24 protein-coding genes are annotated in these 24,382 nt (G+C 72.4%); 11 read left to right on the forward strand and 13 right to left on the reverse strand.

The window, feature by feature from the left end; translation table 11 throughout:
* Positions 1–26: 26 nt before the first annotated feature.
* Both AAW13_RS05955 and AAW13_RS05960 read left to right on the forward strand, forming a co-directional pair.
* Positions 27–614 (forward strand): pyridoxamine 5'-phosphate oxidase family protein, encoded by a 588-nt coding sequence (locus AAW13_RS05955; protein WP_046726663.1) that lies wholly within the window; start codon positions 27–29, stop codon positions 612–614.
* A 3-nt stretch (positions 615–617) separates the two neighbouring features.
* Positions 618–1,322 (forward strand): L,D-transpeptidase family protein, encoded by a 705-nt coding sequence (locus AAW13_RS05960; protein ID WP_046726664.1) that lies wholly within the window; start codon positions 618–620, stop codon positions 1,320–1,322.
* A 78-nt stretch (positions 1,323–1,400) separates the two neighbouring features.
* Here AAW13_RS05960 and AAW13_RS05965 read toward each other — a convergent pair whose 3' ends face one another.
* Positions 1,401–2,894, reverse strand: coding sequence for a sensor histidine kinase (locus AAW13_RS05965; RefSeq protein WP_046726665.1), 1,494 nt, complete (start codon positions 2,892–2,894; stop codon positions 1,401–1,403).
* Positions 2,891–3,631, reverse strand: coding sequence for a response regulator transcription factor (locus AAW13_RS05970; protein ID WP_046726755.1), 741 nt, complete (start codon positions 3,629–3,631; stop codon positions 2,891–2,893). Before AAW13_RS05970 ends, AAW13_RS05965 begins: the two co-directional genes overlap by 4 nt.
* 150 nt (positions 3,632–3,781) lie before the next feature.
* Between AAW13_RS05970 and AAW13_RS05975 the strand changes: the two genes are divergently transcribed.
* The 8 genes from AAW13_RS05975 (at position 3,782) to AAW13_RS06010 (ending at position 11,752) form a co-directional block, all read left to right on the forward strand.
* Positions 3,782–5,137, forward strand: a complete 1,356-nt coding sequence (locus tag AAW13_RS05975) for a ferredoxin reductase family protein (RefSeq protein ID WP_046726666.1) — start codon at positions 3,782–3,784, stop codon at positions 5,135–5,137.
* 10 nt (positions 5,138–5,147) lie between these two features.
* Complete coding sequence (locus tag AAW13_RS05980; protein WP_046726667.1) at positions 5,148–5,678, forward strand: FMN-binding protein; 531 nt, start codon at positions 5,148–5,150, stop codon at positions 5,676–5,678.
* A gap of 59 nt (positions 5,679–5,737) precedes the next feature.
* Positions 5,738–7,120 (forward strand): ferredoxin reductase family protein, encoded by a 1,383-nt coding sequence (locus AAW13_RS05985; protein WP_046726668.1) that lies wholly within the window; start codon positions 5,738–5,740, stop codon positions 7,118–7,120.
* A 46-nt stretch (positions 7,121–7,166) separates the two neighbouring features.
* Complete coding sequence (locus tag AAW13_RS05990) at positions 7,167–7,994, forward strand: FMN-binding protein (RefSeq protein WP_206306159.1); 828 nt, start codon at positions 7,167–7,169, stop codon at positions 7,992–7,994.
* A gap of 55 nt (positions 7,995–8,049) precedes the next feature.
* Positions 8,050–8,790 (forward strand): FAD:protein FMN transferase, encoded by a 741-nt coding sequence (locus AAW13_RS05995; RefSeq protein ID WP_420855438.1) that lies wholly within the window; start codon positions 8,050–8,052, stop codon positions 8,788–8,790.
* A 104-nt stretch (positions 8,791–8,894) separates the two neighbouring features.
* Entirely contained in the window at positions 8,895–9,086 is a 192-nt protein-coding gene (locus tag AAW13_RS06000; RefSeq protein WP_046726670.1) for a hypothetical protein, read from the forward strand.
* Between the two features lie 69 nt (positions 9,087–9,155).
* The gene (locus AAW13_RS06005; protein ID WP_046726671.1) at positions 9,156–10,934 is read left to right on the forward strand and encodes an ABC transporter ATP-binding protein; all 1,779 of its coding nucleotides are present in this window, start codon (positions 9,156–9,158) and stop codon (positions 10,932–10,934) included.
* Complete coding sequence (locus tag AAW13_RS06010; RefSeq protein WP_046726672.1) at positions 10,931–11,752, forward strand: serine/threonine-protein kinase; 822 nt, start codon at positions 10,931–10,933, stop codon at positions 11,750–11,752. Before AAW13_RS06005 ends, AAW13_RS06010 begins: the two co-directional genes overlap by 4 nt.
* 1 nt (position 11,753) lies before the next feature.
* Here the strand turns inward: AAW13_RS06010 and AAW13_RS06015 are convergent, their stop codons facing one another.
* The 11 genes from AAW13_RS06015 to AAW13_RS06065 form a co-directional block, all read right to left on the reverse strand.
* Positions 11,754–12,503 carry a zf-HC2 domain-containing protein gene (locus tag AAW13_RS06015; RefSeq protein WP_046726673.1) on the reverse strand — a complete coding sequence of 250 codons (750 nt, stop codon included), beginning with the start codon at positions 12,501–12,503 and terminating at the stop codon, positions 11,754–11,756.
* Positions 12,493–13,080 (reverse strand): RNA polymerase sigma factor, encoded by a 588-nt coding sequence (locus AAW13_RS06020; RefSeq protein WP_046726674.1) that lies wholly within the window; start codon positions 13,078–13,080, stop codon positions 12,493–12,495. The genes AAW13_RS06015 and AAW13_RS06020 overlap by 11 nt, the downstream gene beginning before the upstream one ends.
* Before the next feature lie 109 nt (positions 13,081–13,189).
* The gene (locus AAW13_RS06025) at positions 13,190–13,735 is read right to left on the reverse strand and encodes an arginine repressor (protein ID WP_046726675.1); all 546 of its coding nucleotides are present in this window, start codon (positions 13,733–13,735) and stop codon (positions 13,190–13,192) included.
* A gap of 7 nt (positions 13,736–13,742) precedes the next feature.
* On the reverse strand, positions 13,743–14,939 hold the full coding sequence (locus AAW13_RS06030; protein WP_046726676.1) for an acetylornithine transaminase: 1,197 nt from the start codon (positions 14,937–14,939) through the stop codon (positions 13,743–13,745).
* The gene (gene argB / locus AAW13_RS06035) at positions 14,936–15,838 is read right to left on the reverse strand and encodes an acetylglutamate kinase (RefSeq protein ID WP_046726677.1); all 903 of its coding nucleotides are present in this window, start codon (positions 15,836–15,838) and stop codon (positions 14,936–14,938) included. Before argB ends, AAW13_RS06030 begins: the two co-directional genes overlap by 4 nt.
* Complete coding sequence (gene argJ / locus AAW13_RS06040) at positions 15,835–16,986, reverse strand: bifunctional glutamate N-acetyltransferase/amino-acid acetyltransferase ArgJ (RefSeq protein ID WP_046726678.1); 1,152 nt, start codon at positions 16,984–16,986, stop codon at positions 15,835–15,837. Before argJ ends, argB begins: the two co-directional genes overlap by 4 nt.
* On the reverse strand, positions 16,983–18,011 hold the full coding sequence (argC, locus tag AAW13_RS06045; protein WP_046726757.1) for an N-acetyl-gamma-glutamyl-phosphate reductase: 1,029 nt from the start codon (positions 18,009–18,011) through the stop codon (positions 16,983–16,985). Before argC ends, argJ begins: the two co-directional genes overlap by 4 nt.
* 203 nt (positions 18,012–18,214) lie before the next feature.
* Positions 18,215–18,634 (reverse strand): GtrA family protein, encoded by a 420-nt coding sequence (locus AAW13_RS06050; protein WP_046726679.1) that lies wholly within the window; start codon positions 18,632–18,634, stop codon positions 18,215–18,217.
* Positions 18,634–19,608 carry a glycosyltransferase family 2 protein gene (locus tag AAW13_RS06055; RefSeq protein ID WP_046726680.1) on the reverse strand — a complete coding sequence of 325 codons (975 nt, stop codon included), beginning with the start codon at positions 19,606–19,608 and terminating at the stop codon, positions 18,634–18,636. Before AAW13_RS06055 ends, AAW13_RS06050 begins: the two co-directional genes overlap by 1 nt.
* Positions 19,609–19,633: 25 nt before the next feature.
* On the reverse strand, positions 19,634–22,270 hold the full coding sequence (locus AAW13_RS06060; RefSeq protein ID WP_079178718.1) for a YfhO family protein: 2,637 nt from the start codon (positions 22,268–22,270) through the stop codon (positions 19,634–19,636).
* Between the two features lie 195 nt (positions 22,271–22,465).
* Positions 22,466–23,377, reverse strand: a complete 912-nt coding sequence (locus AAW13_RS06065; protein WP_046726758.1) for a DMT family transporter — start codon at positions 23,375–23,377, stop codon at positions 22,466–22,468.
* 81 nt (positions 23,378–23,458) lie between these two features.
* On the opposite strand from AAW13_RS06065, the gene AAW13_RS06070 reads away from it, so the two are divergent.
* Positions 23,459–24,367, forward strand: a complete 909-nt coding sequence (locus tag AAW13_RS06070) for a LysR family transcriptional regulator (protein ID WP_046726759.1) — start codon at positions 23,459–23,461, stop codon at positions 24,365–24,367.
* Positions 24,368–24,382 lie beyond the last annotated feature (15 nt).

Raw genomic sequence — 24,382 nt, forward strand, 5'->3', positions numbered from 1 at the left:
AGTAACCGCGCCGATAATTCCCGGGTATGGGAAAGACCTACGAACGCATCGACGGCAGGCTCCGCACGTTCATCGAGGAACAGCCCCTGTTCTTCACCGCCACCGCCCCGCTCGCGGGCGACGGCACGGTCAACCTCTCACCCAAGGGACTGAAGGGCTCCTTCGTCGTACTCGACGAACTCACCCTCGCCTACCTGGACTTCGCCGGCTCCAACGCGGAGACCATCGCCCATCTGCGGGAGAACGGCCGCATCACCCTGATGTGGTGCGCGTTCCAGGGTCCGCCGAACATCGTGCGGGTGCATGGCCGCGGTGAGCCGGTCTTCCGTGACGATCCCCGTTTCGGGGACCTCCTCACCCGTTTCCCGGACATCGACCCGACCCGGCACGGCCCCCGCGCCGTCATCGTCGTGCACGCCGAACTCGTCCGGGACAGCTGTGGTTACGCGGTCCCCTACATGGCCTACGACGCCGACCGCGAGCTGCACGAGAAGCGCTTCGCGCGCGAGGACGACGCCTCGCTGAGCGCGTACTTCGAGAAGAAGGAACACATCGCGGTGAGCCTGGACGGCCTACCCGGGCTGCCGTTGCCGCTGCCTCCGTCTAGCGTCTGAGCCATGCGTCCAGGCGTCGTCGTCACCCTCGTCTCCGCGTCCCTGCTGCTGCTCGGTGCGGCACCGGGGGGCGGGGACCCCGCACCGCTGCCCGCGAGCATGGCCGACACCGGTGGCGGCAGCCAGCTGATCACCGCGGAGGCGTCGGCGTTGAGCTCGACGTCTGGAACGCTCACCTGGTGGGAGCGCCAGGACGGGGCGTGGGTGAAGGCGGGGTCCGCCGATGCCCGCTTCGGCGCGAAGGGGCTGGTCGAGGGGGCCGGGCGGCAGCAGGGTACGAACACGACGCCGACGGGACTGTACGACCTGCCGTTCGGGTTCGGCCTCCAGGCGGCGCCTGCGGGGACCGCCGTCGAGTACCGGCCGGTGACCGCGGACTCCTGGTGGTGCCAGGACAACGACTCGGCCTCCTACAACCGCTGGGTGCAGCCGCTGCCGTCCGACTGCCGGGCCGCGGAGTCGGAGAAGCTGTCGTCGTACACGACGCAGTACGGGTACGCGCTGGTGATCGGGTTCAACTACGACAAGCCGGTGCGGGGGCGGGGGGCCGGGATCTTCCTGCACGTCAACGGGGCGGGGGCGACGGCGGGGTGCGTGTCGGTGCCGGAGGACGCGATGCGGCGGATTCTTCAGTGGGCGGATCCGAGGAAGGGGCCGCATATCGCCATCGGGACGGTGGGCGGGGACACGGCTCTCACCCGGTACTGAGGTTGCGTTGCGCCGTAAGGGTGCGGGCCGTCGGCACGTGCGGGTGTGTCGTGGCTGGTCGCGCAGTTCGCCGCGCCCCTAGGTGGGTGACCCTGGCCGGAGCCGCACGGTGAACGTCGTCGAACCCGGGTGGCTCTCCACGGCCACTGTTCCTCTGTGTGCCTCCACCACCGCCGCCACGATCGACAGGCCCAGGCCCGCTCCCCCGCCGGGGGCGTCCGCGCGGCGGCGGTGTTCGGCCCGGGTGAAGCGTTCGAAGACGCCGGGCTGGATGTCCCGTGGGATGCCCGGGCCGTCGTCGTGGACCTGGAGGACCGCCGCCGCGCCGTCCGTCTCCAGGGTCACCGTCACCTTCGTGCCGGCAGGTGTGTGCAGACGCGCGTTGGCCAGCAGGTTGGCCAGCACCTGATGGAGGCGGTGGGTGTCCCCGGTCACCGTGACCGGTTCCTCGGGGAGGTCCAGGGTCCAGCGGTGGCCGGGCCCCGCGGCGCGGGCGTCCGTGACCGCGTCCAGGACCAGACGGGTGAGGTCGACCGGGTGGCTCTCCAGGGGGCGGCCCGCGTCCAGGCGGGCCAGCAGGAGGAGGTCGTCGACCATCTCGCCCATGCGGGAGGACTCGGCCGCGATGCGCTCCAGGGCCCGGGTGATCTCGGGGGGCAGGGGGCCCGGGTGGAACAGGGCCAGCTCCGCGTGGCCGCGGACCGTGGCGACCGGGGTGCGCAGTTCATGGCTGGCGTCGGCCGCGAAGCTGCGCAGGCGTTCCTCGCTGGCATGGCGTTTGGTGAGGGCGTCCTCGACATGGCCGAGCATACGGTTGAAGGCGGCGGCCATCCGTCCGACCTCGCTGCGGGGGTCGGACTCGGGGGCGCGGGGCGGCAGCGCCACCTCGCCGCTGGCGAGCGGGAGTTCACTGACCCGGGTGGCCGTGTCCGCGACGCGGCTCAGCGGGCGCAGGGACCAGCGGACCCAGAGGGCGCCGGCCACCCCGGCCGCGGCGAGGGCGAGGCCGAAGACGGCGGCGGCGACCGCTTCCAGGCGGTGGACGGTGGCGCGTACCGGTTCCAGGGGCAGGCCGGTGATCAGGACGTCGCCGTCGCGGCCCGGCCAGACCAGCAGCCGGTAGTCACCGATCGAGGCGAGGTGGACCGTGTGGCTGCGGCCGTCCACCGGCAGTCCGGCGAGGGTCGTACGGTCGCGGTCCGTGAGGGCGACGGTGAGGTCAGGGTCGGCTCCGGAGGGGATCAGGGCCGCGTTGGTGACCCGGCCCCCCAGGAGGCGGGCGCCGAAGGTACCGGAGGCCTGGCGGCGGGTGTCGCCGTGCTCGTCGCCGTCCCGGTCGCTGGGCTTGAAATTCCCGTGTTCCAGGGACTGCGGGAAGCTCGGACCGGTCTGCTGGAGCTGCTGGTCCAGGCGCCCCGTGAGGAAGCCGTCCAGTTCGACCACGGCCGCGACACCCACCGCCGCGCAGCTCACCGCGAGCAGCACCACCAGGCCCGCGGTGAGGCGGGCCCGGAGGGTGCGGGGGCGGGGCAGGCGGCGGAGCAGGTGCCCGAGGCGTCGTAGCAGGTTCATTTGGTCACCGGTTTGAGGACGTAACCGGCGCCGCGGACCGTGTGGATCATGGGTTCGCGGCCCGCGTCCACCTTCTTGCGCAGGTAGGAGATGTACAGCTCGACGACGTGGGCACGGCCGCCGAAATCGTAGGACCACACCCGGTCGAGTATCTGTGCCTTGCTGAGGACGCGGCGCGGGTTGCGCATCAGGAAGCGGAGGAGTTCGAACTCGGTCGGGGAGAGCTCGATCAGCTCGCCGGCCCGGGTCACCTCGCGGGCCTCCTCGTCCATGGTGAGATCGCCGACCGTCAGTCTGGGGCCGTCCTCCTGCTGGCGGGCCATGCCCGCGCGGCGCAGCAGGCCGCGCAGCCGGGCGACGACCTCCTCCAGGCTGAAGGGCTTGGTGACGTAGTCGTCGCCGCCCGCGGTGATGCCGGCGATGCGGTCCTCGACGGCGTCCCGGGCGGTGAGGAAGAGCACACAGACGTCCGGCTTGACCTGGTGGAGGGAGCGGAGGACCGCGAAGCCGTCGGTGTCCGGGAGCATCACGTCCAGGACCACCGCGTCCGGCAGCAGCTCCCGGGCCGCGGCCAGCGCGCCCGCGCCGTCGCCGGCCGCGCGGACCTCCCAGCCCTCGTAGCGCAGGGCACCCGTGAGGACCTCCGCGAGGTCGGGGTCGTCGTCGACGACGAGGACGCGGAGCGGGGTGCCGTCGGGGCGGGTGAGGGCGGGGCGGCCGGAGCGGGTCGTGTTCATCGCGCCTACCAGCATCCCTCCTCCCGGGAGCGACCAGTGGCCCCGGGCGCTCTGAGTTTCCTCTGAGCCGGCTCAGAGGGTCCCGGTTCAGAAGGTGCTCAGAGGTTCGGGTTGCACAGTGGCGTCCTGACCGGAGAAAGGACACGACTCATGACGACCGTGGACGAACGGCGCACGGCACCCGCCGTGCCCGTGGCCACGCGCCGCTCCCCCGCGGGCGCCGTGCTCACCACGCTGTGGGCCGGTGCGGCGGCCGTGGTCCTGCTGTGGTGGTCGGACACCGGTTCCGTCGTGGGTGCGGCCGGCTGGCTGACCGGGGCCGGGCGGATCGCCGGTCTGCTGTGCGGATACTCCTGCGCGGTGCTCGTCGGCCTGATGGCACGGGTGCCGCTGCTGGAGGTCCGGGTGGGCTCGGACCGGGTGGCGCGGTGGCACGCGATGGCCGGCCGGTACACGGTCTGCCTGCTGGTCGCGCACGTGGTGCTGATCCTCACCGGGTACGCGGCCCAGGACCACGCCTCGGTCGTCCACGAGACGCTGGACGTCGTCCTGAACTACCCCGACATGCTCAAGGCGACCGCCGGCACGGTGATCCTCTTCGCCGTCGGCATCACCTCGGTGCGCGCCGCGCGCCGCAGGACCAGCTACGAGTTCTGGTACTACGTCCACCTGCTCACCTACGCGGCCGTCTTCCTCGCCTTCTTCCACCAGCTGACGCTGGGCAACGACCTCAACGGCAAGCCGGTCGCCACCGCCTTCTGGTACGCCCTGTACCTGGGGGTCGCGGCGCTGGTGCTGTGGTTCCGGATCCTGGCTCCCGTGCGGCTCAACCTGCGGCACCGGCTGCGGGTGCAGTCGGTGCAGCAGGAGGCGCCCGGCGTGTTCTCGGTCGTCGTCCAGGGCCGGCGGATCGGGGAGCTGGGCGCGCGGGCCGGGCAGTTCTTCCGCTGGCGGTTCTTCGGCGGTGACGGCATGGGCTGGACGTCGACCCCGTACTCCCTGTCGGCGCCGCCACGCGGCGACCTGCTGCGGATCACCGTCAAGGCGCTGGGCGACCACAGCGCGGCGGTGGCGCTGCTGCGCCCGGGAACCAGGGTGTGGGCGGAGGGCCCGTACGGCGGCCTCACCGCGGACCGGGCGAGCGGTCACCGGACCCTGCTGATCGCGGCCGGCGTCGGCGTCACCCCGCTGCGGGCGCTCTTCGAGACCCTGCCCGGCGAGGTCACGCTGCTCTACCGGGCGCGGACCGCCGAGGACCTGGCGCTCGGCGGCGAGCTGGAGGCCGTCGCGCGCTGGCGCGGGGCCCAGGTGCTGTACGCCCTCAACGGCCCGCGGGGCGAGCGCCCCGCGCTGACCGCCGAGTCGCTGCGGGCGACCTTCCCCGGCCTCGCCGGTCACGACGTGTACATCTGCGGTCCGCACGGCTTCGCCCAGGAGCTCTACGGGGCGCTGCGCGCCGCCGGGGTGCCCGACCGCCGTATCCACCACGAGTCCTTCGAGCTGTGAGGCCCCTGCCGTGCACGCACTGAACAAGAACCGTCCCCTGCGCCGCGTCGTGCTGGCGAGCGCCGCGACCGTCTCCGGGATGGTGATGCTGCTGGCGCTGAAGCCGCACACCGCCCCGACCGTGATCACCGACTCGGCGGCTCCCGCGCCGTCGGCGAGCGCGAGCGCCTCACCGGGCGCGACCAGCGGCTCAGGCGGCTCCAGCGGCTCCAGCGGCTCCGGCAGCTCCGGCAAGTCCGGCAAGTCCGGGAGCAGCAGCACCGGCACCAGGACGGTCACCGGGGACACCGTCCAGACCCGCTGGGGTCCCGTCCAGGTGAAGGTGACCGTCAAGAACGGCAAGATCACCGACGTCACGGCGGTGCAGTACCCGACGGAGAACCCCCGGGACCAGCAGATCAACAGCTATGCCATCCCCCAGCTGCGCAGCGAGGCGCTGGCGGCGCAGAGCGCGAGCATCGACACCGTCTCCGGGGCCACCTACACCAGCGAGGGTTACCAGCAGTCACTCCAGTCCGCACTGGACTCCGCGGGACTCTGAACGCTCGGGCATCACGGCACGTACCTGTGGGCCAAGGGTCAAGTCCCTACGGAGGAACCGTGACCACCACGCTCGCAGGCGGACGTGCCGCCCGCCGCCAGACGATGCGCCGCATCCGCCCGCGCCGCTCCCCGGCCGTACCGCTGCTGCTCGCCGTGTGGGCGGGCGCGGCGGCCGTGCTCTGGCTGTGGTGGCACAACACCCCGTCCATCGCCGACCAGAACGGCAAGATCCTCAACGCGGGCCGCATCACCGGCCTGCTGGCCGGCTATCTGATGGCCCTCGTGGTGCTCCAGATGGCCCGGGTGCCCGCGCTGGAGCGGCGGGTCGGCTCCGACCGCGTCGCCCGCTGGCACGCGATGAGCGGCCGTTACACGCTCTGCCTGGTCTTCGCGCACGTCTTCCTCATCATGTGGGGCTACGCGCTCCAGGCCGGCAAGACGCTGAACGACATCGTCCAGCAGACCATCGACTCCGTGAACCAGCTGCCCGACATGGGCAAGGCGGCCATCGGCACCGGCCTGTTCGTCGTCATCGGGCTGACCTCGATCGGCCCGGTCCGGCGCAGGCTGCCGTACGACACCTGGTACCACGTGCACGTGCTCACGTACGCGGCGGTGTTCCTGACGTTCTGGCACCAGATCACCACCGGCAACGACTTCGCCCTCACCCCGATGGCCAAGACCTTCTGGTACGGCCTGTACGGCGCCGTCACCGCGCTGGTCGTCTGGTACCGGATCCTCACCCCGATCCGGCTCAACCTGCGGCACCGGATGCGGGTCGAGGCGGTCATCGAGGAGACGCCCGGCATCGTGTCGGTGCTGATCGGCGGGCGCAGGCTGCACCGGATGGGCGCGGAGGCCGGCCAGTTCTTCCGCTGGCGGTTCCTGGCCCCCGGGATGCGGTTCAGCTCGCACCCGTACTCCCTGTCGGCGGCCCCCCGCCCCGACATGTTGCGGATCACCGTGAAGGCGATCGGCGACCACAGCGCGCGGCTGCGCGAACTACGGCCCGGAACCAAGGTGTGGGCCGAAGGGCCGTACGGGGCGATGACCGCGTCCCGGCGCAGCCGCGGCAAGGTCCTGCTGGTGGCGGGCGGCGTCGGGATCACGCCCATGCGGGCGCTGTTCGAGACGCTGCCCGGCGCCGCGGGCGACCTGACCCTGCTCTACCGGGCCAACACCACCCAGGACCTGGCGCTCTGGGACGAGCTCGCGAAGATCGCCGACGAGCGCGGGGCCCGGCTGATGTACGCGGTCAACAGCCCGGAGGGCGAGCGTCCTGACATCTCCGCGGAGAACCTCCAGCGGAAGATCCCGGACATCGACAACCACGACGTCTTCATGTGCGGCCCGCCCGGGTTCGCGCAGGGAGTGTACGAAGCGCTGCGCGGCGCGGGGGTCCCCGCCCGCCGCATCCATCACGAGTCGTTCGAGATGTGAGCGACGGGACCACACGGGAATCCAGGGAATCGGGAGTTCGGGAACGATGAGGAAGAGTCACCCCATCAGGCGTGTGGTGCTGGCCACCGCGGCGACCGTGTCCGGTGTCGTGCTGCTGCTGTCGCTCAAGCCGACGTCGGACCCGGCTTCCGCGTCGGCGGCGGGCGCGGCTCCGTCGGCCGCGGCGGCGGGGCAGGAGTCGCCGCAGGGCGGCACCGGCGCGGCCGGGACCACCACGGTGGACGGGGACGCGACGCAGACGCAGTACGGGGTCGTGCAGGTCCGGCTGACCGTGGCGAACGGGAAGATCACCCAGGCCCAGGCGATCCAGGCACCCAAGGGCGGCACCAGCGACCAGAAGACCGCGCTGTCGGTGCCGCAGCTCAACAAGGAGACGGTGGCGGCGCAGAGCGCGAACATCGACGCCGTGTCCGGGGCGACGTACACCAGTACCGGGTACAAGCAGTCGCTCCAGTCGGCGCTGGACAAGATGAAGGAGGCGGCGTCCTCGTCGTCCTCGTCGTCCTCGTCATCCTCGTCGGGCTCGTCGGGGTCCTCTTCGTCGGGTTCGTCTGGGTCCTCCTCGTCGGGGTCCGCGCAGGCCAAGACGGTGACCGGGCAGGTCGCGCAGACCCAGTACGGGGCCGTCCAGGTCCGGATCACCGTCGCGGGCGGGAAGATCACCAAGGCGGAGGCGGTGCAGGCGCCCAAGGGCGGCCTCAGCGACCAGAAGACGGCACTGGCGGTGCCGAAGCTCAACCAGGAGGCGGTGGCGGCCGGCAACGCGAACATCGACTCGGTCTCCGGAGCCACCTACACCAGTACCGGCTACAAGCAGTCCCTTCAGTCGGCACTGGACCAGGCAGGTGGCTGAGGCGGTGGCGGAGTCCGCGGAGGCTCCGGCCGCGGTGCGTCACGCGGAGGAGGTCATGGGGACCGTCTTCTCCTTCGACGTCCGCGGCGGGGATCCCGACGCGGTGCGCGCGGCCCTCGACGAGGCGGTCGCCGGGCTGCACCGGGTCGACGAGGTGTTCAGCACCTACCGCGAGAACAGCCAGGTGTCCCGGCTGGCACGGGAGGAGATCGGCGTCTCGGAGTGCGATCCCGAGGTCGCCGAGGTGCTGGGACTGGCGGCCGAGGCGGAGCGGGTGAGCGACGGCTGGTTCAGCACGCGCTACCGCGGGCGGCTCGACCCCACCGGCATCGTCAAGGGCTGGTCGGCGGAGCGGGCGGCGCGGACGCTGGCGCGGGTGGCCGGGGTGAGCGGCGTCAGCGTGAACGGAGGCGGCGACGTCCAGATGTTCGGCGCGCCGGAGCCGACGCGGGCGTGGCGGGTGGGGATCGCGGATCCGCTGCGGCCGGGCGGGCTGGCGGCGGTGATCTCGGCGGCGGGCGTGGCCGAGTTGTCGGTCGCGACGTCGGGAACGGCGGAACGGGGCGCGCACATCGTCGATCCGCGGACCGGCAAGTCGGCGGTGACGGACCTGGTGGCGGTGACGGTGGTGGGTCCGCGGCTGACGTGGGTGGACTGCTGGGCCACGGCGGCGTTCGCGATGGGGTCGCGGGCCGGGCTGGCCTTCCTGGAGTCGTTGCCCGAGGTGGAAGGGCTGCTGATCACGGCGGGTGACGAGGTGCGGTGCACCGGGGGTCTCGCGTCGCGGCTGGGCTGAGACGGGGACCGGACGCGAAGTTTTTCCACTTTTCTCCCCCGGACCGCCATCCATATTCCCTCCTCCCCCGTATCCCGTGTGAAGCGAGTTTCGGGAGGCACACCATGGCCATCTTCAGCAATCTCCTGCCCGCCATGCATCGCGACCGCGACGACCGTTCGTCCGGCCACGGCGACGACCGGTTCGGGGACCGGCACGGTCACGACCACGACCACTTCGGCGGCGACCACCACGGCCACGGCGACCGTCACGACCACGGCGGCCACGGCGGCCACGGCGGCCACGGCGGCTACTGACCACAGAGGGAAGGGTGAGCGGACCGGCAACCGGAGCGGCCGGTCCGCTCGGTCTGAGGAGCCCGTGCCATGGGACAGGTGCCCGTCGTGGCGGCCGCGCCCCCGGTCTCCCCGCGTGAGGTGTTCCGGCGGTTCTGGCCGTACACCCGCGGGGGACGCCGCTGGCTCGTGCCCGTCGTGCTGCTGAGCCTGACCGCGCCCGCCGTGGACGCGGCCGAGCTCTGGCTCTTCAAGATCCTCGTCGACGACGTGCTGGTCACCCGGGAGCTGCGGCCGTTCCTGTGGATCGCGCCCGCCTTCCTGGGCCTCGTCGTCTGTTCCGGTGTGCTCGGCTTCGCCGACGAGGTGACCTCCACCTGGGTCGGCGAGCGCTTCCTGCTCGCGCTGCGCTGCGACGTCTTCCGGCATGTCCAGGGCCTGTCGCTCGGCTTCTTCGAGCGCCGCCGGCTGGGGGACGTGCTGTCCCGCGTCACGGGTGACGTCGACGCGGTGGAGACGTTCCTGCTCTCCGGCGTCGCCGACGCCCTCTACTACGTGATCCGGCTCGCCGTCTTCCTCGGTCTGCTCTGCTACCTGCGCTGGGACCTGACGCTGGTCTCCCTCGCCGTCGTACCGCTCTTCTGGGGCTGCGCCCGGCACTTCTCCCGCCTGATCAAGGACGCGTCACGGGAGCGCAGACAGCGCACCGGCTCGCTCAGCGCGATCGCCGAGGAGTCCCTGGGCAATGTCGTGCTGGTGCAGGCGTACAACCGGCAGGGCTGGGAGGCGCACCGGTTCGAGCGGGAGAGCGTCGGCAGGTTCCGGGCGACGATGACCGCCGCGCGGATCCGGGCCGTGTACGCGCCCGTGGTCGAGTTCGTCGAGGTGGCGGGTGGTCTCGCGGTACTGGGCCTGGGCACCTGGGAGCTGGCCAGGGGCCGGCTCACGCTCGGCGGGCTGCTGGTCTTCCTCGCCCTGATCGGGAAGCTGTACGGCCCGGTCCACGGTCTGTCCGGGCTGGGCACCACCTTCTACGCGGCCTCCGCCTCGGCGGAACGGATCATCGAACTCCTCGACCAGCGGCCCCAGGTGGCCGAGGCGCCGCACGCCCGGCGGATCCGGCGGGCGCGCGGCGCGGTGGAGTTCGACGGGGTGTGGTTCGGCTATCCCGGTGCGGCGGCCCCCGCGCTGTCGGACGTGTCCTTCCGGGTGGCGCCCGGCGAGACGCTGGCGCTGGTCGGGGCGAGCGGGGCGGGCAAGTCCACGGTCGCGAAGCTCCAGTTGCGGTTCTACGACCCCGACCGGGGCGCGGTCCGCCTCGACGGGACCGACCTGCGCGAGCTGTGTCTGACCGACGTACGCGACAGTGTGGCGGTGCTGCTCCAGGAGACGCTCGTCTTCCACGGCACCGTGCGGGAGAACATCGCCTACGGCAGACCGTCGGCCACCGAGGCGGAGATCGTCGCGGCGGCCCGGGCCGCGGACGCGCACGAGTTCGTCGAACGGCTCCCGGAGGGCTACGACACCCTCGTGGGCCAGCGCGGCCGGACGCTCTCCGGGGGCCAGTGCCAGCGGCTGGCGATCGCCCGCGCGATGATCCGGGACGCTCCGGTACTGCTGCTGGACGAGCCGACCGCCGGGCTCGACATCCGGTCGGGCCGGCGGATCATGGAGCCGCTGCGCCGGCTGATGGCGGGCCGGACGACCGTGGTCATCTCCCACAACCTGCTGACCGTGCGCGACGCCACCCGGATCGTGGTCCTCGACCACGGCCGGGTCGTGGAGGACGGCGCGCCCGCCGATCTGCTCGGGCGCGAGGGGCCGTACGCGCGGCTGCACCGGCTGCACGCGGGAGCGGTGCTGTCATGAGTCCCGCGGTCCGGGTGCCGCCGCTGGCGCCGGGCACGGAACCGGTCCCGGGGTACGAGGTGCTGGCGCATCTCACGCGGACCGGGTGGCTGGACGTCCACGACGCCTGGAGCCGGGAGCGGTACTGCCGTTGTGTGATCAAGGTGGTGCGTCCCGACCGGCGGGGCGAGCGGGCGCTGGCGGCGCGGCTGTTGCGGGAGGGCCGCTGGCTGCGGGAGTTCAGCCACCCGCATCTGGTCCGCGGGTACGAGGTGTTCGGCTCCCCCCGACCGCTGATCGTCCTGGAGACGCTGACCGGTGAGACGCTCTCCCATCTGCTGCACCGGCTGCGGCGGCGGCCGGCCGCCGCCGATGTGGCGCTGCTCGGCGTGCAGTTGTGCTCGGTGGCGCACTACCTGCACGGCCGGGGCCTGCTGCACCTGGACCTCAAGCCGGCCAACGTGGTGGTGGACCGCGGGCACGTCAAGGTGTTCGACCTGAGTGTGGCCCGGCGGCCCGGCCCCGCCCCCGCCGGGCTCGGCACCCGTGGCTACCGCTCTCCCGAGCAGGCCCGCGGCGGGACGCTCACGGCCGCCGCCGATGTGTGGGGCATCGGCGTCACGCTGTTCGAAGCGGCGTACGGGGCCGGGCCGTTCGGCGACGGCGGGGCCGTGGCGGAGCACCGGGCGCCGCCCCTCTCGTCCCGGCGGCGGCTACCTCGCGCGCTCGCCGCCGCCGTGGACGGCTGTCTGCGGGAGGATCCCGCGGCCCGTCCCACCGTCGCCGGTCTGGTCAGCGCCCTGGAGGCCGCGCTGCCCGCCCCGGTCCCCGGCCGGTGAGTCACGTCTCGGGTGTCACCACCCTGCCCTGCTGAAGCCGGGCGGTGGCGAGCACGGTCCCGTCGGCGGTGGTCAGACGGGTGCCGGAGTACCCGGTGAGGTCGACGGGGACCGCCACCCCCCAGTTGCCGCGTCCGTCCCGTACGGGGAAGTCGCCGACCCGGGTGGTCCTGCCGTCGGCGCGTTCCAGGAGGCAGGTGATCCTGCCGTTGTAGGGGGTGCCGGGAAGGGCGACGGACACGAACATCCAGGCGGGGCTGCCCGGGTGGGCGTAGACCTCGCCGACGGGCTGCCCGCCGCCGGCCGGGATCATGTCCCCGACCAGTACGGGCTCGGACTCGACGGCGGCCGGCGGGGAGGCGGTGGCGCCCTCGACGACGGTGCCGATCCCCCAGCCGGCGAAGCCGACCGCGACGGCGAGGGCGGCGCAGGCCGCCGCGAGCCGCAGCCGGGCCCGCCGGGCGCGGCCGCGCAGGTGCTGGGAGGCGCGCCGGCCGGCCCCCTCGGGCCCCGCCGCCTGCTCGCCGAGGCTGCGCGCCACCCGGGTCTCGAAGCCGGGCGGTGGCTCGCTCTCCGGCAGCAGGCCGATCAGCCGGTCGCCGATGCCGGTCAGTTGACGGACGTACTCCCGGCAGTCCGCGCACCCGTCCAGATGGGCGACGGCCTCCGCCCGCTCGCGGCCGGGCAGGACGCCCAGGGCCAGTTCGGCACCGGCCTCCCGCAGCTTCTCGCAGTGTGGGTCACCGGACATGGTCGCCTCCCTCCGGAGCCGTGAGTGCGGTGCGGAGCCTCGCCATCGCCGTTCTGATCCGGGTCTTCGCGGTGCCCAGCGGGATCCCTTCCACGTCGGCGACCTGCTGGGCCGTCATGCCGTGGATGCCCGCCATCAACAGGGCCCGCGCCTGTTCCCTGGGCAGCCGGCCGAGTGCGGCCCGGAGCTGGGTGGAGGCCTCGTCGGCCAGCGCCCACCGTTCGGGGGTCTCGGTGACGGCGTCGAGGAGGGGGTCGAGGTCCTCGGGTGCCATCGGCTCCGTCCGGCGGGCGCGGACGGCGTCGACGGCGAGGTTGTGCGCGATGGTCGTCAGCCAGGTGGTGACGGAGCCACGGCGCGAGTCGTAGATCTGGGCGTGCCGCCAGGCACGCTCGAAGGTCTGCTGGGCGATGTCCTCGGCGAGCTGCTGGTCCCCGGTGACGGCCATCGCGACCCCGAAGACCCGGTGCTGGAACCTCCGTACGAAGATCACCGCGAGCTCCGGGTCTCCGGTGGCCAGCCCGGACAGCAGAGCTTCGTCCGGGAGGCGGCCGACAGGGAACCGGAAGCCCGTCACACCTCTGTATACGTTCGACGGCCGCCAGGGGATTGCCCGCCCGCCTGACCGCTCGCCGCGGAAGATCACATACCCATTCTCCGTCGGCGGGCCGGGCCCCGCACGCGGGTCAGTGGCCGTTCTGGGCCAGGCGCAGCAGATGCTCCGCGAGGGCCTGGCCGCCGGTCGGCTCCCGGCTGATGAGCAGCAGGGTGTCGTCGCCTGCGATGGTCCCCAGGATGTCGTGCAGCTCGGCCTGGTCGATGGCCGAGGCGAGGAACTGGGCCGCGCCGGGCGGGGTGCGCAGGACGACCAGGTTCGCGGACGCCTCGGCCGAGATCAGCAGCTCCTGGGAGAGGCGGCGCATCCGCTCCTCCTTGGCCGACTCCCCGAGCGGGGCGCGGGGGGTGCGGAAGCCGCCCTCGCTGGGGACCGCGTAGATGAGCTCGCCGTCGGTGTTGCGGATCTTCACCGCGTTCAGCTCGTCGAGGTCCCGGGAGAGGGTGGCCTGGGTGACCGTGAGCCCGTCGTCGGCGAGCAGCTTGGCGAGCTGGCTCTGTGAGCGCACCGGCTGCCGGTTGAGGATGTCCACGATCCGGCGGTGCCGGGCGGTCCGGGTCTGCGGCACCGCGGGCCCCGCCCCGCCGGACTGGTCGAACTCCTGCGCGTGGCTCATCGTCGTCTCATTCTCCGGATCGTCCGTCCCCGCTCGCTGCGTCGAGGATGCCGGGCAGGGCCCCGAGCAGGGCGTCCGCCTCGGCGTCGCGGAGGTTCAGCGGCGGCATCAGCCGTACGACGTCGGGAGCGGGCGCGTTCACCAGGAACCCGGCCTCCTGAGCCGCCTGCTGCACCTGTACCGCGCGCGGCTCGGTGAGCACGATACCCAGGAGGAGACCCGCCCCCCGGACATAATCGATCAACCCGTGACCGAGACCCTCGATTCCGTCCCGCAACCTGCCGCTCTGCCGCTTGACGTTCTCCAGCAACCCCTCGTTCTCGATGGTGTCGAGGACGGCGAGCCCGGCTGCGCAGGCGACCGGGTTGCCACCGAAGGTGGTGCCGTGGTGGCCCGGCTGGAGCAGTTCGGCGGCGCGGCCGAAGGCCACGGTGGCGCCCAGCGGCAGTCCGCCGCCGAGCTGCTTGGCGAGGGTGACGACGTCGGGCAGCACGCCCTCGTGGGCCTGGTACTCGAACCAGGTGCCGGTGCGGCCGATGCCGGTCTGCACCTCGTCGAGGACGAGCAGGGCGCCGGTGGCGGCGGTGATCGCGCGGGCCGCCTTGAGGTAGCCGGCCGGAGGGACGACCACGCCGTTCTCGCCCTGGACGGGCTCGATGACGACGAGGGCGGTCTCCTCGGTGACCGCGGCGGCCAGCGCCTGCGCGTCCCCGTAGGGCACGTGGGTGACGTCGGCGGGCAGCGGGCGGAACGGGTCCTGCTTGGCGGGCTGGCCGGTGAGCGCGAGGGCGCCCATCGTACGGCCGTGGAAGCCGCCGTCGGTGGCGACCATGTGGGTCCGCCCGGTCAGCCGGCCGATCTTGAAGGCGGCCTCGTTGGCCTCGGCGCCGGAGTTGCAGAAGAAGACCCTGCCGTCCCGGCCGAAGAGCTGGAGCAGCCGTTCGGCGAGGGCGACGGTGGGCTCGGCCATGAAGAAGTTGGAGATGTGGCCGAGGGAGGCGATCTGGCCGCTCACGGCCTCGACGATCGCCGGGTGGGCGTGGCCGAGCGCGTTGGTGGCGATGCCGGCGACGAGGTCGAGGTACTCCCGGCCGTCGGTGTCCCAGACCTTGACGCCCTCGCCGCGCACCAGGGGCAGCCGCGGGGTGCCGTAGTTGTTCATGAGCGCGCCCTGCCAGCGCGAGGTCAGTTCCTGGTTGCTCATGACTCCCCCTCCGGATCCGGCACGACCATCGTGCCGATGCCTTCGTCCGTGAAGATCTCCAGCAGGATCGAGTGCTGGACCCGGCCGTCGATGACCCGGGCGGTCTGTACGCCGTTGCGCACGGCGTGCAGGCAGCCCTCCATCTTCGGCACCATGCCGGCGCTCAGCTCCGGCAGCAGCTTCTCCAGTTGGGAAGCGGTGAGGCGGCTGATCACCTCGTCGGAGTTCGGCCAGTCCTCGTAGAGGCCCTCGACGTCGGTGAGGACCATGAGGGTTTCGGCGCCCAGAGCAGCAGCGAGTGCCGCAGCCGCCGTATCAGCATTGACGTTGTAGACATGCCCGTCGTCCTGCGAGCGGGCGATGGAGGAGACGACCGGGATCCGGCCGTCGGCGAGCAGGGCCTCGATCGCGCCCGTGTCGATCGCGGTGATCTCGCCGACCCGCCCGATGTCGATCAACTCGCCGTCGATCGTGGGCTGGTGCTTGGTCGCGGTGATGGTGTGGGCGTCCTCGCCGGTCAGTCCGACGGCGAGCGGCCCGTGCTGGTTGAGCAGGTTGACCAGCTCGCGCTGGACCTGCCCGGCGAGCACCATCCGTACGACGTCCATGGCGTCCTCGGTGGTGACCCGGAGGCCGGCCTTGAACTCGCTGACGATGCCGTGCTTGTCGAGGGCGGCGCTGATCTGCGGGCCGCCGCCGTGCACGACGACCGGCTTGAGACCGGCGTGGTGCAGGAAGACGACGTCCTGGGCGAAGGCGGCCTTCAGGTCCTCGTCGATCATGGCATTGCCGCCGAACTTGATCACGACGGTCCTGCCGTTGTGCCGGACCAGCCAGGGCAGCGCCTCGATGAGGGTCTGCGCCTTGGGCAGCGCGGTGTGCTTACGCGTGGTGCTCATGACGAATACGCGCTGTTCTCGTGGACGTAGTCGGCGGTCAGGTCGTTGGTCCAGATCGTCGCGGTCTCGGCGCCCGCGGCGAGGTCGGCGACGATGTGCACCTCGCGGTAGCGCATGTCGACCTTCTCGCGGTCCTCGCCCACCCCGCCGTTCTTGCAGACCCAGACGCCGTTGATGGCGACGTTCAGCCGGTCGGGCTCGAAGGCGGCCTGGGTGGTGCCGATCGCGGAGAGCACGCGGCCCCAGTTGGGGTCCTCGCCGTGGATGGCGCACTTGAGGAGGTTGTTGCGGGCGATGGACCGGCCCACCTCGACGGCGTCCTCCTCGGAGGCCGCGTTGACCACCTCGACCTTGATGTCCTTGCTGGCGCCCTCGGCGTCCCGGATCAGCTGCTGCCCGAGATCGTCGCAGACGGCGCGGACGGCCTCGGCGAACTCCGCGTACTCCGGGGTGACGTCGGCCGAACCGGAGGCGAGCAGCAGCACGGTGTCGTTGGTGGACATGCAGCCGTCGGAGTCGACCCGGTCGAAGGTGGTGCGGGTGGCGGCCCGGAGCGCCTTGTCCAGGTCCTCGCTCTCGACGACCGCGTCCGTGGTGAGGACGACCAGCATGGTGGCGAGGCCGGGGGCGAGCATGCCCGCGCCCTTGGCCATGCCGCCGACGGTCCAGCCGTCCTTCGTGACGACCGACGTCTTGTGCACGGTGTCGGTGGTCTTGATGGCGATGGCGGCCTTCTCGCCGCCGTGCTCGGAGAGCTGGCCGGCGGCGGTCTCGACGCCGGGCAGCAGCTTGTCCATGGGCAGGAGCACGCCGATCAGACCGGTCGAGCAGACGGCCACCTCGATGGCACCGCGCCCGAGCACCTCGGCGGCCTTCTCGGCGGTCGCGTGGGTGTCCTGGAAGCCCTTGGGGCCGGTGCAGGCGTTGGCGCCGCCGGAGTTGAGGACGACGGCCGAGACCTGGCCGCTCCTGAGGACCTGCTCGGACCACAGGACCGGCGCGGCCTTCACACGGTTGGAGGTGAAGACGCCCGCGGCGGCACGGCGGGGTCCGGTGTTGACCACGAGGGCCAGGTCCGGGTTGCCGTTCTCCTTGATCCCGGCGGCGATGCCCGCCGCCGTGAATCCCTTCGCTGCCGTCACGCTCACGGCGCAACTCCGATCGTGGTCAGCCCGGTGGTCTCGGCGAGACCCAGGGCGAGGTTCATGCTCTGGACGGCACCGCCGGCGGTGCCCTTGGTCAGGTTGTCGATGGCGCTGATCGCGATGATGCGGTGCACCGCCTCGTCGTACGCGACCTGCACCTGAACGGCGTTGGAACCGTGGACGGACGCCGTGGCGGGCCACTGGCCCTCGGGGAGCAGATGAACGAAGGGCTCGTCGGCGTAGGCCTTCTGGTAGGCGGCGCGGACGGACTCCGCGGTCACGCCGTCCTTCGCCGGGGCGCTGCACGTGGCGAGGATGCCCCGGGACATCGGCGCGAGCGTCGGCGTGAAGGAGACGGCGACCCGCTCCCCGGCCGCCGCGCTGAGGTTCTGGATCATCTCGGGGGTGTGCCGGTGGCCGCCGCCGACGCCGTACGGCGTCATGGAGCCCATGACCTCACTGCCCAGCAGGTGCGGCTTGGGCGCCTTGCCCGCGCCGGAGGTGCCGGACGCGGCGACGATCACCGCCTCGGGCCCGGCGATCTGCGCGGCGTAGGCCGGGTACAGGGCCAGGGAGACGGCGGTGGGGTAGCAACCGGGCACCGCGATGCGCTTGGACCCCTCCAGCGCGGCGCGGGCACCCGGCAGTTCGGGAAGGCCGTAGGGCCAGGTGCCGGCGTGCGGGGAGCCGTAGAAGCGCTCCCAGTCGGCCGGGTCCTTCAGGCGGAAGTCGGCGCCCATGTCGACGACGAGGACGTCCGGGCCGAGCTGCTCGGCGACGGCGGCGGACTGGCCGTGCGGCAGCGCGAGGAAGACGACGTCGTGCCCGGCGAGGGCCTCGGGGGTGGTCTCCGCGAGCACGCGGTCGGCCAGCGGCAGCAGGTGCGGCTGGAGTGCGCCGAGGCGCTGGCCCGCGTTGGAGTTGCCGGTCAGGGTGCCGATCTCGACCTCGGGGTGCGCGAGGAGCAGCCGCAGGACCTCTCCGCCCGCGTACCCGCTCGCTCCGGCCACCGCCGCACGTACCGCCATGTCCATCCTCCTCCTGATGGCATGACTATACGGTTCGCTGCACTTTTATGCAATGCATGCGGAGGGAGGGGCGGGCGGGAGGCGCGACGGGGCTGACGCCCGCTCCGCACACCCCGACCGAGAGCTGCCCCGCCCCGTCGCTCGTCAGTCCCGCGCCGGTCGCGCGGAGGCCGCGGCGAGCCGGGCCTCGGCGACGCGGCGGGCTAGGCCGCCTCGACCTTCGGCAGCATGACCCACCGCGACACCACGAACGTCACCGGAATCGCCGCCGCCGACGCCATCAGCGGCGCGAACTTGCTGCCCACGTGGAGTACGTCGACGATCACGTACACACCCACCGTGGTGATCACGAAATTCGTCGCGTTGGTCAGCGGGAAAAGCAGGAATTTCCGCCAGGTGGGACGGATCCGGTAAGTGAACCGGGCATTGAGAAAAAACGAGCCGATCATGCTCAGCACAAAGGCGACAACGTGCGCCGCAAGGTACGGCAAATACCTGAGAAGAAGCAGGTAAAGGCCGTAGTACGTGGCCGTGTTGACGACACCCACCACCGCGAAGGTGACGATCTGCCCCGATATCGGGCGGGTGGGTCCTGTGGTGGTCGACAGGGTGGCGTTCGGCATCAGGGGATGAGGTCCTTCGTCGTGCCGCGGGTGCGGTCTTCCGTACGGTCCACGTTCGTCGCCTTCACCAGGAAGTGCGGGCGCCCCTTGACCTCGTAGTAGATCCGGCCGGTGTACTCCCCGATGACCCCGAGCATGATCATCTGGACGCCGGCCAGGGCGGTGACGGCTGTAATGATGGTGACATAGCCGGGCGTCTGGACACCGTGGATCATCGCCGCGCCCACGATCCACGCCGTGTACACGCCGGCCAGGGCCAGCAGGGTCATACCGAGGTAGAGCGCGGCGCGCAGCGGGCGGTTGTTGAAGGAGAGCAGCCCGTCCAGTCCGTAGTTGAGCAGACTGCGGAACGACCAGGAGCTGGTGCCGTGTTCGCGCACCGCGTTCTCGTACTCGAAGGTGGTGCTGGGGAACCCGACCCAGGCGAACAGGCCCTTGGAGAAGCGGTTGTACTCGGTGAGGTCCACGACCGCGTCCACCACCCGGCGTGACATCAGCCGGAAGTCGCCCACGCCGTCGACGAGTTCGACGTCGACGAGCCGGTTGATCAGCCGGTAGTAGAGACGGGCCGTGAGGGTCCGGGTGAAGCGGTCGCCCTGCCGGGTCCGCCTGGCGATGACCTGGTCGTAGCCCTCGGCACGCAGTTCGACCATGCGCTTGATCAGCTCTGGCGGGTGCTGGAGGTCGGCGTCCATGACGATCACGCAGTCACCGGTGGCGTGCTTCAGACCGGCGAGCAGGGCCGACTCCTTGCCGAAGTTGCGGCTGAAGGAGACGTACCGGACGCGGGAGTCACCGTCGGCGATCCGGCTCAGCAGGGTCAGCGTGCGGTCGCGGCTGCCGTCGTCGACGTACACGAACTCCATGTCGTGGCCGAGCGGCAGGAGTTCGTTGGCGATCCGCTGGACCTGCTCGTGGAAGCGCTCGATGACGTCTTCCTCGTTGTAGCAGGGCGCCACGATCGATATCAGCATGGGTTCCTCTCCCCCTGGGGACGGGTCAGTGAGCGGTGGTCGTGGGCTCGGTGGCCGGCGGCTCGCCGGAGCGGGCGGCGGATCTGCGGCGTACGGCCGTGCCGGCGCCGAGCAGCAGCAGGGCCAGCAGCGAGGCGCCGCCGACGGCGGTGCCCAGGCGCAGACCGGGCGGGTGGAAGGTGCAGGTGAGGCTGGTGGCGGAGCCGTGCAGGGGAACGGCGATCAGGCCGTGGTACTCGCCCGCCGGGGCCTCGTCGCCGCCGGCGGAGCAGCGCCAGCCGGCGATCCGGGGGGCGGCCACCACGGCGGTGCCCTTGCTGCCGGCGGGGAGCCGGGCGTGCAGCGTGCCGTCGGAGACGGTCACCTCCGTCGCGGCGGACGCCGTCAACCGCCGTACGGCGTCCCGCAGTCGCGCCGTGTCGAGACAGCCGACGGCACCCCGCGCCGGAACCCGGCTGAGCCGGTTCGGCTTCAGCTCGATGCGGACCTGCCCGGCGGCGGGGACCGTGCCGAGCGGCTGCATCGCGGCGATCTTGGTGCCCTCGGCGTCCGACCGGTAGAGCCGCTGTCCGCCGTCGCCGGGGAGTCGGGCGGTACCGGAGTAGTGCGGCGCCCACAGGAAGACCGAGTTCCCGGGCCGGCAGCGCGCGGTGAGCGTCCGCTCCCCGTCCACCAGCAGCCCCCGTGCCTCGTCGCCTCTCCGGTCGCCGCTGAGGGTGGTGGCGGGCAGCGTGTAGACGCGGGCGCCCAGCAGCAGTTCCTGGTTGCGGTAGGGCGAGGGACCGAAGGCGGCGGGCGTGGACCGGGCCGCGGCCGGCCGCACGGTCACCAGCGGCGGGACGTCCTCCCGGGTCAGGGTCGACGGGCCGCCGCCCTGGGGCAGCCACTTCTGGTGCGGATCCGGCGGGTTGTGCACCCGGGCGCCCACCGAGAACACCGCGTCGGTGACCGGGTTGTCGAGGCTCTGCAAGCTGCGGCCGCGCGAGGTCCAGCCGTCGCCGAGCGCGGTGAGGGTGCGGCCGAGGACGTCGGAGGTGAGGCTGCTGTAGTACTGGGCGCCCTGGCCGCCGACCGTCATCGGGTCGTTGGCGACCGTCTGCTCCCGGCCGGGTTCCGTGCGGTACCTCGGCCAGGCGTCCGCCCGGGCCACGGCGTCCGCCTCGCGCTGCTGGCGGTCGCCCCAGGGGGCGTAGTCGTCCATCTCGCTCAGGCGCCGGTGGGTGGCCACGGCGGAGGTGGCGGCGGCCTCGCCGAACTGCGCGCCGATCAGCAGCAGCGCGGCGAGTCCGACCAGCGCGGGCCGCCCGTTCCCGCGGGCGAGGAGGGCGAGCCCGCCGAGGGCGCCCACGGCGGCGAGCGCCACGACCGGCCAGGTGAGGTGGGAGTGCCGCTGGGTCAGGGAGCTGCGGCTCGCGACCGCCGCGACCAGGACCAGCAGCACGGCCGCCGCGCCCAGCGCCCGCCGGTCCGGCAGGCCGTGGGCGAGTGCGTGCCAGGCGGCGATGACCAGCAGGGCGCAGAACACGAAGGCCTGGCGGTAGGAGCTGCCGTTCGGGGCGGCGAAGGCGTGCCAGGCCAGGCTGGTCGGCGCCCACTGCAAGGAGAGGCCGACCGCCAGTACCAGCACGGTCCAGCCGGCCCGTACCCGGACGGGGACCGCCCGGTGGAACGGCAGGGCCAGGGCCAGCAGCAGGGCCGTGACACCGACGTAGAGGGCCGGGGAGCTGTAGCTGTAGGTGGTCGGCAGCAGCCGGGCGAGCAGGTCCTCGGTGCCGACCGGGGCGAAGTGGCCCTCGCGGCCCGGGTAGGCGTGCTTGGTGCCGGAGTACACGACGACCACCAGTGGCGCGGCCAGTCCGATGCCGAGCCCGACGGTGACCGCGGCCCGGCCCACGACCGCGAGGGCGCGCCGCCAGGGCAGTCCGGCCAGCACCAGCCGGAGCAGCAGCACCAGGGCGGCGCCCAGGGTGGCCATGTAGGCGGTGTAGAAGTTGGCGATCCAGGCGAGCGCGACGATCACCACGCCGAGCAGCGGGCGCCGGCCGGCCATGATCCACTCGCCGGCCAGGCAGAGCAGCGGCAGCGCGATCAGGCCGTCGAGCCACATCGGGTTGTACGAGGCGAGCGCCAGGCTCCAGCCGCACAGGGCGTAGGAGGCGCCCAGCAGGCCGGCCGCCCACCAGCGGCCAGGGCGCAGGCTGAGCAGCAGCCAGGCCATGGCGGCACCGGCCGTCGCCGTCTTCAGCACGGTGATCGCGTACACCGCGAGGTCGATCTCGTCGCGCGGGAACACCGCGACCAGCAGGGCGAACGGGCTGCTGAGATAGGTGCCGACGTCCGGCAGGAAGCTGGAGCCGTAGCCGGACTGCCAGTTGACGAGGAGCCCGCCGTCGGCCCTGCCGTGCAGGAGGTCCCACAGGTGGGCGTGGAAGGGCACGTACTGGTTGCCGAGGTCGTTGACGCTGCGGGTACGGGGGCCGAACGGGTAGCTGCGGGCGGCGGCGTCGGCGGCACAGAAGGCGACGGTCGTGAGCAGGGCCGCGAGCAGGGCGGCGGCCGTCCGGGGGCGGGCACCGAGCCGCCCCGCAGGACCGGACTCCTGCTTTGTCTCCCCCGCCGGTTTCACCCCCTGTTCACGCCCGGTCAGGGTAGTGCGAATCATTCTGTGCGGCCCCCAGAGAAAAACCGGGGGTGTTACTCCCCGATGGTCTGCGTTTCGCCGACTTAGACGGGGAGAGGTACCTGACGGTTGTGTCTCGCCTATGAAGTAATAAGCCGAATTCCGAATCCACGTGCGATACGGAAAGAATTCGCGACTTCAAGGGAAACGAAAGTTTTCCGGGGAATGTTTTTCAGGTTAACGCGCCTGCGAGAGGTCGGTGGCGGCGCCGAGCGGTGCCGCCGTCACGGCTCCTGGCCGCCGGGCGCTTTCGATGGATCGGCCCCAGTACGTCCCCGCCACGACCAGTGCGGCTCCCAGCGCGGCGAGCACGGTGAGGTGTTCGCCGCCGAGCCCGACGCCGACCAGCAGGGCCCAGACCGGTTCGGTGCCGAGGAGCAGCCCGGCCCGGGTCGCGGAGGTGCGCTGGATCGCCCAGGTCTGGGCGAGGAAGGCGAACAGACCGCAGCAGAGGGCGAGGTAGAGAAGCTGCGCCCAGGTGCCGGGGGCCGTCCGGGAGAGCGCCGGCAGACCGGGCGCCGCGGGCCCGAGGAAGAGGACCGCGCCGACCACGCTCTGCACGGCCGTCAGCGGGAGCGGGCGCAGGGACCGGCCCGCGGTCACCCGTCCGACCAGCACCACATGACCGGCCCGGGCCACCGCCGCCGCGAGCATCAGCAGGTCACCGGCGCCGGGGGCGTGCAGCCCGTTGCCGGACACCAGCAGCGCGACCCCGGCGAGACAGACCCCGGCGGCCAGGAAGAACCTCCCCGGCAGTGGCGCGCGGTCCAGGACCGGGGTGAGCACCAGGGTGAGACTGATGATCAGGCCCGCGTTCCCGGCGCTGGTGTGGGCGACGCCGTACGTCTCCAGGACCAGGACGGCGGCCTGGGTGAGGCCGAGCAGCCCGCCGTAGCGCCTCTCGTCGCGGCTCGGGGCACCGGCTCCGCGGAGCACGGGGACACAGGCGACCGCGGCGATCGCGTGGCGCAGGAAGAGGACCGTGAGCACGGGGAGGGCGTCCGTGGCCGTCTTCGCCGTCAGATAGCTGGAGCCCCAGACGACGGCGACGGCCAGCAGCACTCCATCGGTACGGCGGGTGGCAGGCATGCCGTCCACCATCGCGGAGCTGCACGTTGAAGTAAACGACGACTTGCTCAACCGATCCTTTAGCGAAGCTACACTGACGTGGTGGACGAACGGCAGCTGCGGGTCCTCCGGGAGCTGGGCGAACTGGGCAGCGTCACGGCGGTCGCCGAGGCGCTGCGCGTGACGCCCTCGGCGATCTCGCAGCAACTGCGCCTGCTCCAGCGTTCGGTCCCGGTCCCGCTCACCGAGCGGGCCGGGCGCAGGCTGGTCCTCACGGCGGCCGGACAGGCCCTGGCCGAGGCGGCGATCGGCGTGGAGACGGCGCTGGCCCGGGCCCGCCACACCGTCGAGGAGTACGTCGACGAACCGGCGGGCACCGTGTCGCTGGCCGCCTTCCACAGCGGGGCCGCCGCCTTCTACCCGCTGCTGCTGCGCCGGCTGCGGGCCCCGGGCTCCCCGCGCCTCACCCTGCACGACGAGGACGTGCCCCAGGCCGGTTTCCCGCCCCTGACCCGCGGTTACGACCTGGTCGTCGCCCACCGCCTCGACCACGCCCCGCCCTGGCCGCGGACCACCGTCGTCACGCCGCTGCTGCGCGAGCCGCTGGACATCGCGCTGCCCGTCGGCCACCCGCTGGCCGACCGGTCCGCCCTGACCGCGCAGGACGTCGCCGACGAGCCCTGGATCAGCGTGCACGACGGCTTCCCGCTCCTCGCGACCGTCGACGCCGTCTCCGCCGCGGCCGGCCGCCGGGTCGAGATCGTCCACCGGGTCAACGAGATCTCGGTGGTCGCCGAGGTGGTCGCCGCGGGCGGCGGAATCGCCCTGATGCCCCGCTGGACGTCCCGTCCGCACCCCGGCGTGGTGCTCAGACCGCTCAGCGGTATCGGGGCCCACCGCCACGTCGACGTCCTCCACCGCCCCGAGAGCGCGGCGCGCGGAGCGGTGCGGACGGTCCTGGGTGAACTCCTCGCCGCCGCGCGGGTCATCCGAGGCCGGGACACCGGCTGAGCGGACCCCGGTCTT

It is taken from the genome of Streptomyces humi (genome assembly GCF_001005085.2).
GTDB classification, from domain to species: domain Bacteria; phylum Actinomycetota; class Actinomycetes; order Streptomycetales; family Streptomycetaceae; genus Streptomyces; species Streptomyces humi.